This is a genomic window from Halomonas sp. YLB-10 (assembly GCF_003856855.1).
Lineage (GTDB): Bacteria > Pseudomonadota > Gammaproteobacteria > Pseudomonadales > Halomonadaceae > Halomonas > Halomonas litopenaei.
In genome coordinates this window covers 257,529-272,250 of the sequence record NZ_RRCU01000005.1, presented here as the reverse complement: position 1 = coordinate 272,250, position 14,722 = coordinate 257,529, and the positions used below count along the sequence as shown (strand labels likewise).

General features: G+C 61.8%; 17 protein-coding genes and 1 pseudogene. 12 read left to right on the top strand and 6 right to left on the bottom strand.

Annotated features, from left to right (window positions below; genetic code table 11):
* Positions 1-12: 12 nt before the first annotated feature.
* Positions 13-780, top strand: a complete 768-nt coding sequence (locus tag EBB56_RS13335) for an exodeoxyribonuclease III (protein WP_045992107.1) — start codon at positions 13-15, stop codon at positions 778-780.
* Positions 781-889: 109 nt separating this feature from the next.
* Here the strand turns inward: EBB56_RS13335 and rph are convergent, their stop codons facing one another.
* Positions 890-1,627 (bottom strand): ribonuclease PH, encoded by a 738-nt coding sequence (gene rph / locus EBB56_RS13330; RefSeq protein ID WP_045992108.1) that lies wholly within the window; start codon positions 1,625-1,627, stop codon positions 890-892.
* 223 nt (positions 1,628-1,850) lie between these two features.
* Between rph and EBB56_RS13325 the strand changes: the two genes are divergently transcribed.
* The 3 genes and pseudogenes from EBB56_RS13325 to EBB56_RS13315 form a co-directional block, all read left to right on the top strand.
* Complete coding sequence (locus EBB56_RS13325) at positions 1,851-2,714, top strand: YicC/YloC family endoribonuclease (protein ID WP_124804562.1); 864 nt, start codon at positions 1,851-1,853, stop codon at positions 2,712-2,714.
* 374 nt (positions 2,715-3,088) lie between these two features.
* A complete protein-coding gene (locus EBB56_RS13320) occupies positions 3,089-4,309 on the top strand; it encodes a site-specific integrase (RefSeq protein ID WP_035414229.1) in 1,221 nt (406 codons plus the stop codon).
* 170 nt (positions 4,310-4,479) lie between these two features.
* A pseudogene (locus EBB56_RS13315) lies at positions 4,480-5,508 on the top strand (IS256 family transposase); the annotation flags it as partial.
* An 868-nt stretch (positions 5,509-6,376) separates the two neighbouring features.
* Here the strand turns inward: EBB56_RS13315 and merR are convergent.
* Positions 6,377-6,784: an Hg(II)-responsive transcriptional regulator gene (gene merR / locus EBB56_RS13310; protein WP_045993860.1), complete on the bottom strand. Its 408-nt coding sequence runs from the start codon at positions 6,782-6,784 to the stop codon at positions 6,377-6,379.
* 71 nt (positions 6,785-6,855) lie between these two features.
* On the opposite strand from merR, the gene merT reads away from it, so the two are divergent.
* The 8 genes from merT (at position 6,856) to EBB56_RS13270 (ending at position 11,383) form a co-directional block, all read left to right on the top strand.
* The gene (merT, locus tag EBB56_RS13305) at positions 6,856-7,206 is read left to right on the top strand and encodes a mercuric ion transporter MerT (protein ID WP_045993861.1); all 351 of its coding nucleotides are present in this window, start codon (positions 6,856-6,858) and stop codon (positions 7,204-7,206) included.
* Positions 7,207-7,218: 12 nt separating this feature from the next.
* The gene (gene merP, locus EBB56_RS13300; RefSeq protein WP_108450086.1) at positions 7,219-7,515 is read left to right on the top strand and encodes a mercury resistance system periplasmic binding protein MerP; all 297 of its coding nucleotides are present in this window, start codon (positions 7,219-7,221) and stop codon (positions 7,513-7,515) included.
* A 2-nt stretch (positions 7,516-7,517) separates the two neighbouring features.
* Positions 7,518-7,775 carry a mercury resistance system transport protein MerF gene (merF, locus tag EBB56_RS13295; RefSeq protein ID WP_045993863.1) on the top strand — a complete coding sequence of 86 codons (258 nt, stop codon included), beginning with the start codon at positions 7,518-7,520 and terminating at the stop codon, positions 7,773-7,775.
* A complete protein-coding gene (gene merA, locus EBB56_RS13290) occupies positions 7,768-9,174 on the top strand; it encodes a mercury(II) reductase (RefSeq protein ID WP_108450085.1) in 1,407 nt (468 codons plus the stop codon). The genes merF and merA overlap by 8 nt, the downstream gene beginning before the upstream one ends.
* Before the next feature lie 70 nt (positions 9,175-9,244).
* Positions 9,245-9,559: a helix-turn-helix transcriptional regulator gene (locus tag EBB56_RS13285; RefSeq protein WP_201771152.1), complete on the top strand. Its 315-nt coding sequence runs from the start codon at positions 9,245-9,247 to the stop codon at positions 9,557-9,559.
* 54 nt (positions 9,560-9,613) lie between these two features.
* The gene (locus tag EBB56_RS13280) at positions 9,614-10,063 is read left to right on the top strand and encodes a hypothetical protein (RefSeq protein WP_108450084.1); all 450 of its coding nucleotides are present in this window, start codon (positions 9,614-9,616) and stop codon (positions 10,061-10,063) included.
* Positions 10,064-10,078: 15 nt separating this feature from the next.
* On the top strand, positions 10,079-10,291 hold the full coding sequence (locus EBB56_RS13275; protein WP_052704443.1) for a rhodanese-like domain-containing protein: 213 nt from the start codon (positions 10,079-10,081) through the stop codon (positions 10,289-10,291).
* 126 nt (positions 10,292-10,417) lie between these two features.
* On the top strand, positions 10,418-11,383 hold the full coding sequence (locus EBB56_RS13270; RefSeq protein WP_124804561.1) for an arsenic resistance protein: 966 nt from the start codon (positions 10,418-10,420) through the stop codon (positions 11,381-11,383).
* Positions 11,384-11,556: 173 nt separating this feature from the next.
* Here the strand turns inward: EBB56_RS13270 and EBB56_RS13265 are convergent, their stop codons facing one another.
* From EBB56_RS13265 to EBB56_RS13250, 4 genes are all read right to left on the bottom strand, one after another.
* Positions 11,557-12,120, bottom strand: a complete 564-nt coding sequence (locus EBB56_RS13265) for an SCO family protein (RefSeq protein ID WP_240184316.1) — start codon at positions 12,118-12,120, stop codon at positions 11,557-11,559.
* Between the two features lie 25 nt (positions 12,121-12,145).
* Positions 12,146-12,610: a copper chaperone PCu(A)C gene (locus EBB56_RS13260; RefSeq protein WP_035470183.1), complete on the bottom strand. Its 465-nt coding sequence runs from the start codon at positions 12,608-12,610 to the stop codon at positions 12,146-12,148.
* Positions 12,588-13,361 (bottom strand): cytochrome c oxidase assembly protein, encoded by a 774-nt coding sequence (locus EBB56_RS13255; protein WP_071211138.1) that lies wholly within the window; start codon positions 13,359-13,361, stop codon positions 12,588-12,590. Before EBB56_RS13255 ends, EBB56_RS13260 begins: the two co-directional genes overlap by 23 nt.
* A 313-nt stretch (positions 13,362-13,674) precedes the next feature.
* Entirely contained in the window at positions 13,675-14,664 is a 990-nt protein-coding gene (locus EBB56_RS13250) for a L,D-transpeptidase family protein (protein ID WP_231498568.1), read from the bottom strand.
* Between the last annotated feature and the right edge of the window lie 58 nt (positions 14,665-14,722).

The window sequence follows — 14,722 nt, the reverse complement described above, 5'->3', positions numbered from 1 at the left end:
AAGGGACCACGTATGAAAATCGCCACCATCAATGTAAACGGCATCCGCGAGGCCGTCGGTCGAGGCTTTCTCGACTGGCTCGCCAACCAGGACGCCGACGTTGTCTGCGTCCAGAACATCAAGGCCAAAAGCTTCGAGCTGGACGACAGCATTCTTTATCCTGAGGGCTACGAGGGTTACTTCCTCGACGCCGAACAGGACGGTTTCTCAGGGGTCGGCCTCTACTGCCGCAAGATCCCCAAGGCCATCATGTACGGCCTGGGCTTCCCCCAGTGCGACCATGAAGGACGCTTTCTGCAGGCCGACTACGATCGCTTCTCGATCGCCAGCTTCCTGATGCCCGACGGCAGCGATCCTGACGCCAAGCAGGCGTTCATGGCCCAGTACCAGGAATACCTGTCGAAGATGGCTCGCAAGCGCCGCGAGTACATCATCTGCGGCACCTGGCACATCGCCCACAAGACCATCGATCTGGCCAACTGGGCCGACAACCAGACGACGCCCGGCTTCAAGGCCGAAGAGCGCGCCTGGATGGACCAGGTGTTCGGTCCCACCGGCTTCATCGACACCTTCCGCGAGATCAACCGCGACGGTGACGAGTACACCTGGTGGCCGGCGCTGGACCAGGATCAGCCGCGCTCCCGTCAGGAGGGCTGGCGCCTGGACTACCAGATCGTCGGGCCGAACTTCCGTCGCCATATCACCGACGCCTGGATCGACTACGACGCCACCTTCTCGGAGTTCGCGCCGCTGATCGTCGAGTACGACCTGCAACTGTAAGCCTCCCTTCGTCGCCGTCTGGCCCGGGTCCGGGGCCGGACACGAAAGCGCCGGCCCCTCAGGGGGCCGGCGCCTTCGTTCATGCGACTCATCTCGTCACGGCGACCGCTCAGGCGCGATTGCCGAGCGCCTCACGCTGGTGCTCGAACAGCTCGTTCCCGGCCTTTTCGGCCAGATCCAGCATGGCGTTGAGCTGACCACGGGTGAAGGTGCCGGACTCCGCCGTGCCCTGGACCTCGATCAGCTCGCCGGATTCGCTCAGCACCACGTTCATGTCGGTATCGGCGCTGGAGTCTTCCGGGTAGTCGAGATCCACCACCGGCTGACCGCGATAGAGCCCCACCGACACCGAGCTTACCAGCTGCGAAAAGGGGTCGGTCTTGATCAGCTTCTCGCGCTGCAGGTAGCGGATGGCGTCGATCAGCGCCACACAGCCCCCGGTAATCGAAGCGGTACGCGTGCCACCATCGGCCTGGATCACGTCGCAGTCCACGGTGATGGTGAACTCGCCAAGCTTCTTCAGGTTCACCGCCGCACGCAGCGAACGCCCGATCAGACGCTGGATCTCCAGGGTGCGACCGCCCTGCTTGCCGCGTGACGCCTCGCGCCCGCTGCGCGAGTGGGTCGCCCTCGGCAGCATGCCGTACTCGGCGGTGACCCAGCCCTGCTTCTTGCCCCGCAACCAGCGCGGCACGCCGGCCTCGACGCTGGCGTTGCACAGCACCTTGGTGTCACCGAACTCGACCAGCACCGAGCCTTCGGCGTGGCGGGTGTAGTCGCGGGTGAGACGAATCTCGCGGGTCTGGTCAAAAGCGCGTCCGCTGGGACGACGGATGTCCGTGGACATGGCACCTCTCTTGGTCGACACGCCTCTTGCCGCGGCATCGCCTGGCGCAGCGAAGGGGACGACGTCGATCATGGAATGGAAAACGAAGGCCGCCCATTCTACACGCCTTGGCCGATGAATCGGGTACACTGCGCTCACCGGTGTCGAGCCCACCCTCGACGGCCCTGCGGCACCACCGTGCCCGACGCCAGGAATTCGCCAGGAAATCGCCAGGAGACCCGCCATGGTTCACAGCATGACCGCCTTTTCGCGCCAGGACCTCGAGGCCGAGTGGGGCAGCCTGCAGCTCGAGCTGCGCAGCGTGAACCAGCGCTACCTGGAGCCGCACTTCCGTCTGCCCGAGGCCCTGCGTGACCTGGAACCCGGCTTCCGCGACGCCCTGCGCAAGCGCCTGGCCCGGGGCAAGATCGAGTGCACCCTGCGCCTCGATGCCAGCGACAAGAGCGACAGCCTGAGCGTCAACCACGAGCGCCTCGCCGCCCTGTCATCGGCACTGGCCGAGGTACGCGCCACCCTGCCCGAGGTGCACATGCCCGACGCCCTGGCCATGCTCGGCCATCCTGGGGTGCTCGAAGGCGGTGGTCTCGATCTGGACGCGGTCAAGCAAGCCGCCAACCAGATGTTCAAGCAGGCCCTGAATGACCTGGTGGAAGGCCGAGCCCGGGAAGGCGAGCAGCTCAAGGCGCTGATCGAGGAGCGCCTGGCGGCCATCCATGAGCTGGTGGCCGAGGTACGCGAAAGGATGCCTCAGATCCTCGAGCGTCAGCGCACCCAGCTCGAGGAGAAGCTCGCCAACCTCAATGTCGAGCTCGACCCCCACCGGCTCGAGGCCGAGGTGGTGCTGATGGCCCAGAAGGCCGACGTCGCCGAGGAGCTCGACCGCCTCGACACCCACGTCACCGAAGTCGGCCGCCAGCTCAAGCAGAAGGGCCCCATCGGCCGTCGCCTGGACTTCCTGATGCAGGAGCTGAACCGCGAGGCCAACACCCTGTCGTCCAAGTCCGTGGTCGCCGACACCACCCGCTGCGCGGTGGAATTGAAGGTGCTGATCGAGCAGATGCGCGAGCAGATTCAGAATATCGAGTAGCATCCACCAAAGGCCATCAAAAACCATTAAACTATTGTTTTACAAAGAAACAAAGACATAAGAAGTCCACCAAGGTCCACCAACCTCTCCGGAAATCCAGATCATATCGGGGAGTAATCCGGGGAGAAAAAGTATTGCCTCTCCTCCCTCCGACACATACCCTTACAGATACTCCCCAACTATGTCGATCCGAGTGCATGACCGGGAGCAAGTGGGGGGGTGCCCGCTGGCACTCTAAATGCCGTTGGAAAAAGGCCCACTAGGCGCCAGTGACGAGCTCATATGACATTAAGCCGACTATCTAGCCCAAACCTAGCCCGAGCAGCTATCAAACGGTCGTTTGTTTTATTTTCAACGAGGGACGAGAGGAAATAATGGGAAGCCTTACCGCCAAGAAGAGCCAGTCGCTTGTCAAGGAGGGTAAAGCAGGGCGCTACAGCGACGGCAACGGTCTGTACCTGATGATACCGAGGAAAGGAACTCCTTACTGGATGTTGCGATACACGCTGTTTGGCAAGCGGCGTGAGATGACGCTGGGCAAACATGCCCACCTCTCTCTCGCCGAGGCTCGGACGAAAGCGGTTGAAAACCAGAAGTCTATACGCGAAGGCCTTGACCCCATCGAGGAACGCAAACGCGATAGCCAGGCCTTGATCAGGACAGTGGAGGACCTGTTTGCTGACTGGTACCCAGAGCTAGAGAGAAGACTCAAGCACCCAGCTATCCCAAAGCGGATATACAAAAAAGAAGTGGCGCCCCTCATCGGGGGTAGATCGCTGGATGCTGTCACCCCAATTGATATCCGTGAAATAATTAGAAGAGTAACAAATAGCGGTAGGCCGACAATAGCTAATGACACACTGATGTATCTTAAACAGATGTTCAACCACGCCATAAAACTGGGAATTTTAACTTACAACCCAGCATCCGCTTTCAACGTCAACGACGCAGGCGGTATTGAGAAAAGCCGCGATAGGGTTTTGAGCCTCGATGAGATTCGCAACGTTTTCCAAGCCTTCAGAGACAATAGCGACAGCTTCAGCCGCGACAACTACCTCGCCTGCGCGCTACTGCTCGTCCTGGGGGTACGTAAGACCGAACTTACCGAAGCCCAGTGGTCAGAATTCGACCTTAAGAACGGCCGGTGGAACCTGAGCGGTGAGCGCAGTAAGACAGGCGCCGGGATCGTCATTCCCCTCCCACCGCAAACCATCGGCTGGCTGGAAGAGCTCAAGATCCGTGCCTGCGGCTCGGACTATGTCTTTCCTAATCGCCGCAGCAGTAAGCGGGCCCACATGGGCAAAGACACGCTGAATCGTGCCATTGCCAAGCTATTTGGCAAGGAGCCTGGCAAGAAGCCGCAACCAGAGAACCGGATGGGCGATATCACCGAGTTTACTGTGCATGATCTACGCCGCACCTGCCGCAGCTTGCTCGCTGCCGTTGGTGTACCGGGGCATGTCGCGGAGCGTTGCTTGAATCACAAGCTCAAGGGCGTCGAAGGCATCTACGACCGTTACGACTACTTCGACGAGCGAAAAGAAGCGATTATCAAGGTCGCAAATCTTCTTGGCCCTGCAATAAATCTTCCCTAACTCACAACGTAAATTTCTACACACCAACGAGCTATGGTGATTTCTGGTGTACGGGAGGAGGTCGGAAGGGTGGCGTATCCTGTTGATTGATCACGACCAAGATCTCAATCAACACGAGTGGATACGCCATGACCGATTCTGCCCTCCGAGCCCTATCGCAGCCAGAACCCGAGGTCACCGTCAAGGTGCCCAAGGTACGGGACCGGAGTGGCGGCAAGGCCTGCTTCAACAGCACCCTGTTGCCGCCCTACCTGAAGCGGGCCCGCAGCGTCGAGGAGCTGATTCCCTGGCTCTATCTCAAGGGCATCTCCACCGACGATTATCAGGAGGCTCTGTCGGCTCTGCTGGGTGACCAGGCGAAGGGCCTGTCGGCCAACACGGTCTCGCGATTGAAGGCCCAGTGGTTAGACGAACGCAAGGCCTGGTGTCAGCGGGATCTGGCGGACCGCCGTTACGTCTACTGGTGGGCCGATGGCGTCTACAGCAACGTGCGTCTGGATGACCGCCTGTGTTTGCTGGTGATCGTTGGCGTCACGGCACATGGCCGCAAGGAACTGGTTGCCGTCGAGGATGGCCATCGCGAGTCGGAAGCCAGCTGGAAAGAGCTGCTCACGGGCCTGCGAGAGCGTGGCCTGACGGAATCCCCCAAGCTGGCGATCGGCGACGGTGCGTTGGGCTTCTGGAAGGCACTGAGCAAGATCTATCCAGCCACGGCGCACCAGCGTTGCTGGGTTCACAAGACCGCCAATGTGCTGAACAAGCTGCCCAAGTCGGTGCAGCCCAAGGTCAAGGCCGACCTTCACGAGATCTGGATGGCTGAGACGCGCGAGGCAGCCCATCAGGCCTTCGACCGCACGCTGAAGCGCTTTGGCGCCCAGTACCCCCAGGCGATGGAATGCCTGGCCAAGGATCGGGATGAACTGCTGGCGTTCTACGACTTTCCGGCAGAGCACTGGGTGCACATCCGCACTACCAACCCGATCGAGTCGACCTTCGCCACGGTCCGTCTGAGGACGAAGCGCAGCCGGAACTGCGGCTCCCGGGATACGACCCTGGCGATGGTCTTCAAACTGCTCCAGACTGCCCAGAAACGCTGGAGGCGGATCAAGCACTTCCAGAAGTTGGAGCTGGTCGTCAGCAACGTCAAGTTCCAGGACGGGGAGCAGGTAGCCGATCAATCAGACAGGAATGCGGCCTGACCGCCATCCACCAGATTTGACGATAACTCCAAAACGAGCAGCAACAGGCTCATTGCTTAACACAGGTTCCGATGGGCTTTAGGGCCAAGGTGCATTGAGTACGCTCTGAGTTTCGGGGTCGTGAAAGAGCGACTTCACAGTGACCGGTGGCTCATCATCGTGTGATGCATTGGGAAACGAAAAAGAAGGTCCTGTATCGGGCATAGGTGAAGTCTCTGCGGCATCATCAAGCTCATCAGAAGCCACCTTCCTAGCTTGCTCACGCCAATGCTCACTCAGGCCAAACCTCTGCCGCCGGTGCCTGGTACTAGCTCCCTCGTGTCCCACTGTATGAGACTCGTGGTTATCCTGACTATGATCCGTCATTCCCTACCTCGTGCCTTTTCGCCATCGAATATCTCGCAAAGCCTATCACACGGACCTCCGGCACCCGCTCTTCCCGATCCCCCTCGTTAGCGGTGATACCTCAGGCTTCTCAAGCTAGGCGACTACACGGCCGAGACAGTAGAGGCGACATATCGTCTCGATCACCACCCTCTTTCCCACGAAATGGCGCTGAGCGGCCCAGAGCCGCTTTTATGCTGTGAGATACGGAAATCATTAGGTAGCGACATAAAACGCCGCACAGGGCGGCACGGCGCAATAACGTCGCCATCTCTATCCACAGCCCACTAACTTGGGAGGCCAAGCATGAAATTTTCACCCAACAGACGTATCAACTCCATCATGGAAGCCCTGCTGGCCCCCAACAGCTGTCAAGGTCTTCGCTGCATCGCATGTCGGAGTTCTTCAAGACTGTAAGTTTCAAAAGATGGCTGCATGGAATGTCAGAAGCTGGCAGCACCACAACGACGAGCCCCTGCATGACCTACCAGTCATGCAGGGCGGCGATCAGCGGGCACGACACCTTCCCTTGATGCACATGGCATTCATCGACCAGCCGGGATAAGGCGACCTCGATGCGGGTCAGATCAGCCAGCCGGGCGCGCACGTCGTCAAGCCGCTGTGACGCCAGTTCCGCCGCCTCGCTGCAATGAGCACCATCCTCCAGAGCCAGTAGCTGCCCGATCTCGTCCAGGCTGAATCCCAGCCGCTGCGCCGCTTTCACGAATTTCACGCGCGCCACGTCGGCGCTGCCATAGCGCCGGATGCCGCCAGGAGGGCGCTCCGGCGTCGGCAACAACCCCCTGTGCTGATAGAAGCGGATCGTTTCCACATTGACCCCGGCCGCTTGGGCAAAGGTGCCGATGGTCAGATTTTCCGGTGCCTCATTCATCGAGCTTGACTCCGTAGTTGACTACGGAAGTAACGTTAGCGTATCGACCAAGAATTCAGAAGGACAATCTCATGCCGGAATCCAAGAACGGTCGTGGTGCCCTGGCAGCCGGCGGCCTCGCTGCGATCCTCGCTTCGACCTGCTGTCTCGGGCCGCTTGTGCTGGTCGCACTGGGCTTCTCGGGCGTCTGGATCGGCAACCTGACGGCCCTGGAACCCTATCGCCCGTTCTTCGTGGGAGTGGCACTGGTGGCGTTGTTTTTCGCCTGGCGCCGAATCTACCGGCCTGCCACCGCTTGTAAGCCAGACGAAACCTGCGCGATGCCACAGGTTCGCACGACGTATAAAGCCATCTTCTGGATCGTCGCTGCCTTGGTGCTGATCGCGCTGCTGTTTCCTTACCTCCTGCCCCTGTTCTATTAAGAGGAGATCACCATGAAACGACTCGCTGCCTGTATTGTGCTTTCCGCGACGCTCGCTACGTCGGCCTGGGCCGCCCCGCAGACCGTGACGTTGTCGGTGCCGGGCATGACCTGTGCCGCTTGCCCTCTCACCGTCAAGGCCGCCCTCAACAAGGTAGACGGCGTCTCGCAAGTCGATGTGAGCTACCCGGATCGTGAGGCGGTGGTCACCTTCGACGATTCACGAACGTCCGTCGAAGCATTGACCGAAGCCACCACCAACGCCGGCTACCCCTCATCCCCGACACCCTCGGAAGCGGATCGGGAGTGACCATGAAGAACCCCAAGACCCTGCTGCGCGCAAGCGTGATTGGCACCGTCCTGATGGCGCTGTGCTGCTTTACACCCATCCTGGTGATCCTGCTTGGCACCGTTGGCCTGGCGGCACTGACCGGCTATCTGGACGTGGTGCTGCTTCCTGCCCTGGCCTTCTTCATCGGCCTGACCCTCTATGCGCTATGGCGCAAGAAGCAATACGACGCCTGGGGTGACAACGCCTCTACCGATTCAAGGAATTCCCCTCATGAGTGATGACAAGAACCCGCACATCGCGGTGATCGGCAGCGGTGGAGCCGCCATGGCGGCGGCTCTAAAGGCCGCCGAACGCGGCGCCCGCATCACCCTGATAGAACGCGGCACCCTCGGCGGCACCTGCGTCAACACCGGCTGTGTACCTTCCAAGATCATGATTCGCGCGGCCCATATCGCCCACTGGCGCACGGAAAGCCCCTTCGATGCCGGCCTGAGCAGCCAAGCGCCGGTGGTAGATCGGGCCAAGCTGCTCGAGCAGCAACAGCGGCGTGTCGAGGAACTGCGCGATGCCAAGTATGAAGGCATACTCCGCGACCACCCGGCCATCACGGTCCTGAAGGGGGAGGCGCGGTTCGTCGATGCCCATAGCCTGACGGTCACGCTGAATGAGGGCGGCGAGCAAACCGTCCGCTTCGATCGCGCCTTCATCGGCACCGGCGCCCGACCGGCAGAGCCGCCGGTGCCGGGCCTGGCCGATACCCCATACCTAACCTCCACCAGCGCACTGGCCCTGGACACCCTTCCCGAACAGCTGATCGTGATCGGGGCCTCGGTGGTGGCCTTGGAACTGGCCCAGGCCTTCGCCCGGCTGGGCAGCCGGGTCACGGTGCTGGCCCGCAGCCGTCTGCTCTCCCAGGAAGACCCGGCGGTGGGTGAGGCCGTAGAGGCAGCCTTCTACTGCGAGGGCATCGAGGTGCTCAATCAGTCCCAGGCCAGCCGCGTGGACTATACCAATGGCGAGTTCGTGCTGGACACCAACGCCGGGACCCTTCGTGCGGACCAACTGCTGGTGGCCACCGGACGGACACCCAATACCGAGGCCCTGAACCTGGCGAGCATCGGCGTGGAAACCGTGCGCGGGGCGATTCTGGTGGATGAGCACCTGCAAACCACGGTACCGAGCCTCTATGCCGCCGGTGACTGCACCGATCAGCCGGAGTTCGTCTATGTCGCCGCCGCCGGGGGCAGTCGGGCCGCCGTCAACATGACCGGGGGCGATGCCACCCTAGACCTCAGCGCCATGCCGGAGGTGATCTTCACCGATCCCCAGGTGGCCACCGTCGGCCTCACGGAAGCCCAGGCACTCGAGCAGGGCTTTGACGTGGAGACCCGCGTGCTCGATCTGGAGAACGTGCCGCGTGCGCTGGTCAATTTCGACACCGGTGGTTTCATCAAGATGGTGGCCGAACGCGACTCGGGGCGGTTGCTGGGGGTGCAGGCGGTGGCGGGGGACGCCGGCGAGCTGATCCAGACGGCAGTGATGGCACTCCGCGCGCGCATGACGGTACAGGCCATCGGCGATGAGCTGTTCCCCTACCTGACCATGGTGGAAGGCCTCAAGCTCTGCGCCCAGACCTTCACCAAGGACGTGACGCAGTTGTCCTGCTGTGCGGGGTAATGATTTCAATATTGCATGAAATCATTGTTTCATCTAACGTTGAATCATGGACCAATATGATGATGACCTCGTGGCAGCCAAGCTAGCCGCTCTTGCTCACCCCGTCCGCCTGGCGGCCATTCGTCAGCTAGCGGCGGCAGGGCCTGCCGGCCTGGCGGCAGGCAAGCTCGCCGAGCGGCTGGGTACGGCGCCGAATGCACTGACCTTCCACTTGCAGAAACTCGCGGTCGCAGGCCTGGTTGCGTCGCGCCGTGAGGGCCAGTTCGTCTATTACCGCGCGGAGTTCGACGCCTTGCTGGCAATGACGGACCACCTGGTCGGCGCTTGCTGTCGTGAGTCAGACGCCAGCTGTGGCCCCCGCTGCCCCACCTCCGGCAGCCGGTAAGGTGCCGCCGGTTTCTCAAAGATCACTCATCAACGTCATCAAGAGGAGCGCAAGATGATCCAAACCACTCGCGCCAAACCTTCTTGGCTCAGGTCTATCGGCATCGGCATCGCGGTGTCGGCGCTGACCGCCATCGTGATGGTGACATTGCTGAAAGCCGGCGTATCGCCCTTCCCGCAGCCACCTTCCCTGGCCTTCGCCGAGACTCTGCTAGGGCGGTCTCTGCCGTTGCCAGTCGGCCAGCTCTTCCATACGGCCTACGTGACTTTCTGGTCGGGGGTGTTCGTGCGCTATTTCCCGCGCAAGACCCTACCGACCGCGCTGGGCCTGGCCGCCGTGCTATGGGGGGTGATCCTGGTGGTGTTCTTCCCCGTGGTGGGCTGGGGGTTCGCCGGCCTGGCGATCGGTCCCCAGCTGATCCCGGCGTCCGCCCTGCCGCACCTGCTGTTCGGCCTGCTACTGTGGGGACTGGACCGCTACGTTGCCAAGCCGTCTCACGCCTGAGCCCGGAGATCTGCCATGCCAACGATCGATACCGCGACCCTGCGGGATTGGCAGCGGCGGTACCGGAACGTCGCCCTGGTGGATACCCTGCCGGCCGCTGCCTTCGCCAAGGGGCACCTGCCGGGGGCCATCAACATCGTCTCCGACGATATCCTGGACGAGGCGCCCCGACGGCTTCCCGACAAGCAGGCGACCATCGTCGTGTACTGCGCCAGCGAGGACTGCTAGCGGGCCGGCCGTGCCGCCGAGCGCCTGACCCGCCTCGGCTACACGGCGGTCTTCCACTATGTGGGCGGTAAACGGGCCTGGCAGGCCGACGGGTTGTTACTGGAACACTGAGAGGGACGCTTGCCCGTGCGCGACTGGATGGAACGGCAGCAATCCTGGATCTATCTACTCTTTATCCTGGCGGGCCTGGCCATCGGGCTTCGCCAGCCAGACGCGACTGCCCGGCTCGAAGCCTTCCTCTGGCCGCTGCTTGGTGGGTTGCTCTATGCCACCTTCACCCAGGTGCCGCTGACGCGGATCGGCCAGGGCTTTAAGGGTTGGCGCTTCCTGGCGGCGCTGCTGCTCGGTAATTTCGTGGTGATTCCCATGGTCCTAGGTGGGCTGATGGCCATGTTGCCTCTGAAGCCCGCCGTGCAGGCCGGCGTACTACTGGTGCTGCTGGTCCCCTGCACCGACTGGTTCATCAGCTTCACCCACCTAGGCAAGGGCGATGCGGGCCGAGCCATTGCCGCCACGCCGGTGCTGTTGCTCATGCAGTTGCTGGCTTTACCGGTCTATCTCTGGCTCTTTCTGGGCGCGGAGTGGTTCCAGGCAGCGATCAGCACCCACCTCCTCAGCGCCTTCGCGGGATTGATTCTCACCCCCTTGGCCCTGGCCTGGGTGACCGAGCGGCTGGCCGAGCGTCACCTCAATGCCAGACGGTGGGTTCATGGCCTGGGCCTACTGCCCGTACCCCTGCTGGCACTGGTGGTCTTTGTCATCGCGGCCTCCCAGGTGACGACCGTGGCCGGCCTCGGCGGGGTCTTGCTGCAAGTGCTGCCGATCTTCGTCGCCTACCTGGCCTTTGCCGCCATCCTGGGCAAGACCCTCGGCAGGCTCTTCCGGCTCTCCGCGCCATCAGCCAGGACTCTGACCTTCAGCTTCGGCACACGCAACTCCTTCGTGGTGCTACCCATCGCCCTGACGCTGCCCGATGCCTGGCAAGCCGCCGTGGTGGTCATCATCTTCCAGTCGCTGGTCGAGCTGTTCGGCATGGTGGTGTACCTGAGATGGGTGCCAGGCAAGTTGATCCCGGAGCCCTCTCACACATAGCCCTTGCAGCTCCCCATCCAATTTCCAGGAGTAAAATGTGATCGAACGTGGTGTTCGGCTGCCTCAAGGCGCAACGACGAACCTTGCACCGTACTCCTAGCCAAGCCCCCCTCGGCAGCCCCCTGAACCGTACCGATCCTCTACGGAAGATAGGGGCGATGGACAGTGACTACTCAGGCACCGCTGGCAAGCCTTTCGAGGTCGGCAACCACGGCCTCCATAGGATCGCTGTCGCGGATCAGCAGGCGCGCCTCTCCCTGATCATTGAAGGCGAAAACAGCGCTGGAGTGCGACACATCATAGTTGCCTTCGCTGTCCTCTTCGCCATACCCGTAGGTCACCCGATAGCGGCGTGTCAGTTCATCGAGGGCCGCTTTATCCCCCGTGAGGCCGATGAACTGGGGGCCGAAGGCATCCGTGTACTCTCGCAACGTCTCGGCGTCATCGCGACGAGGGTCGACCGAGACGAAGAGCACCTGAATGTCGTCGCGCGCCGCCTCATCCATGCGTTGGGTGGCGGCGTCGAGGCGCGCGAGGGTGGTGGGACAGACATCGGGGCAGTGAGTGAAGCCGAAGAACAGCAGTGTGCTCTTGCCGAGGAACTGATCGGCGTTGACGTCTTTGCCGTTCTCGTCGACAAGCTCGAACGCCAGGGGAGGCATGAGCCCCGAGATATCCTTGGTCTGCCAAGGCGGCTCGCTGCAGCCCGCAAGCCATAGGGTCACGAATAGTGCCATGATCCATCGGTGCATCCTGCTCCCCCTACTGTGCTGTCGGCGCCACGGCGCGGAAGGTGACACGCTGTCGCTGCTCGCCGGCGAAATGAAGGTTCACCTCGATGTCGTCACTAACAACGAGGGGGCGAGTCCGTTTCATGAGCATGAGATGATAGCCCCCCGGTGCGAACTCGATCTGCTCCCCCGCTGCCAGTTCTAATTGGGCGACGGGTTGCATACTGGTGATGCCATCCTGATTGACAGTGCGATGCATGGTGACATTGCCGAAAGCGGGGCTATCCGCTCCTGTCAGGGTGACGCCCTTCTCACTGGTATTCGTGAGGGTGAAATAGCCTGCCGCGGGCAGGTCCCCGGGCAGAAGCCGAAGACGCGCCTCGCTGACCTGCAGTTCGGCAGCAGCCACCGTGCCGGGCGTCGCGATCAGCAGCAGGAAGGCCCAGCACCAGCGTTTCGCCAGGCGCGGCAGACTAGCGTGTGGCGTGAGAGACATCAGCGGCATCCTCCTTGCGGGCGTCACGGAACAGAAAGCTGAGAATGATCAGAACCCCAATGGCACTCATCATCGAGGCGGGAATCCAGGTCAGCAGGCCGCCGAGGAGTTGGTCAGTCAGAGGATCCAGCGGCCAGGCGCGACCGCAAACCTCGTAGACATCGAAGATCACGTCGCGACTGAAGGTGATATAGGCGCCCAGGAGAATTTGCGGGGGGATCACCGCCAACAGGATGGCGACACGCTTGCCATAGCCGAGACCGCCTTGTTGCGGCGAGCGGCGATCCAGGATCAGCCACCAGAACAGCAACCCATCCAGCGCCATACTCCAGTTCATCACCTGATAGAGATCAGCGCTGAGCATGGCGTCGAAGTGGATCTCGGGAATCAGCCAGAAATAGATCAGCCCGACGAACAGTAGGGGGGCGATCAGTGGATGCTGCAGAGTCCGATAAACAGGACGCAGCAGGCGCGCGGCCAGGCTCCACCCGGGGAAGGGTCTGATTCGAGTCGGCAAGCCGTCTGCCAGTACCGGCAAGGGGGCGGCCAGGGCGATCAGGAGGGGGCCGGCGTGATGCAGCACCAGGTGCTGGGCCCGATGGGTAAAGAACATGTACTGGGCGAGGTAGTCGTAATGAGTCTGGGTGACGCCATAGATGGTGGCGACACCCAGCAGGTAGGCCAGGATTCGGCCCGCGCCGGTGGCCTCGCCGCGCCGTCTGCGCTGCCGCAGGCCTCGCAGGTAGAGCACGATGGCCAGCAGGCAGCTCGCCGACCAGGTCAGTGAGAACTCCCACGGCAGCAGGTAGCCCAGAGCGACGTCGAGCTCGATAGCCCTTCCCTCCCCAGAATCGGCACGCCAATGGTGAGCTTAGGAGCCCGCCGCACCATGCGGCAAGGTGGGCCTATAAACGCAGGCAAAGCCAGAGCCCGCACCTCGGTGCCTGGTAGGCGAGGAAGGCCGAGCCCCAACGCACCGCCAGTGGCCATGCAGAGGGCGATAGACCTTGGATAAGCCACGACCGAGTCAGCTCACGAGACTGACAAGACTCGCCATGTCGTCGTCATGGCCTACGCAGCGCGATTTCTGCGTAGATACCCTTGTAGCCAGTGTCGTGCTTTCTATCCGGTTCCGGCGCCGGCTTGGGGTTCAGGGACACCATGCGACCGCTGGGGTCATCCAATAGGCCGCGAAGCTGTCCATCATCGAAGCTCAAGCCCTCGACACCGCGTTGGTTGAGGCGTGTGACGGTGTCTTCCAACGCGGACATGCTGTGCCCTTCTTCTTCCAGCGGCGGGAATGCCTGAACCAGCGGCTGCTCTTCCTCCCAGCCGATCTTGATGGGTTGGTTGACGATTTGGACCTGGGTGTTCGGTGGCACGCGGTCGAAAATCGACTCGATGTCCTCAGGGAACATGCGAATACAGCCACGGCTGGCACGCATGCCGATACCATCCGGCTGGTTGGTGCCATGAATCAAGTAACCGTCGAAACCCAGGATAATGGCATGATCCCCCAGTGGATTATCCGGACCCGGAGGCACCACGCTGGGCGCCTTCTCACCGCGTGCCCTGGCTTCACGCTGGACCGACTCGGGTGGGTACCAGGCAGGGTTCTCGATATTCATGGTGGTTTCGGTGACACCGAGGGGGGTACCGAAGCCTTCACGACCGATGCCGATGGGATAGGTCTCAACGCGTGGCGTTTCACCATCGTCAACCTCCGGATAGTAGTAGAGGCGCAGCTCGGCGATGTTGATGACGATCCCGGTGCGCTCAGCATCGGGCAGGATGAAGCGCCCGGGTATGGTCACCTCGGTACCCTCGCCGGGAATCCAGAGACTCACATCCGGATTGGCGCGCACGATCTCCCTGTACCCCAGGTTGTGTCGCCTGGCGATATCGAGCAGGGTATCTCCTCGATCATCCACCGTTATGCGGTAGGTGTCGCCGATCACATTGCCTTCCTCAGGCAGCGGATAGTGGCCGCGGGGCCACTCGTTCTCCTCTTCGGCCTGAGCAACGCTAATGAGTGCCAGCCAACCGACCAGCACCCCCACCACTGAGCGTGCGCGGAGCTGCCACCATGGACCTTTCCTCGCTGTACTAGAG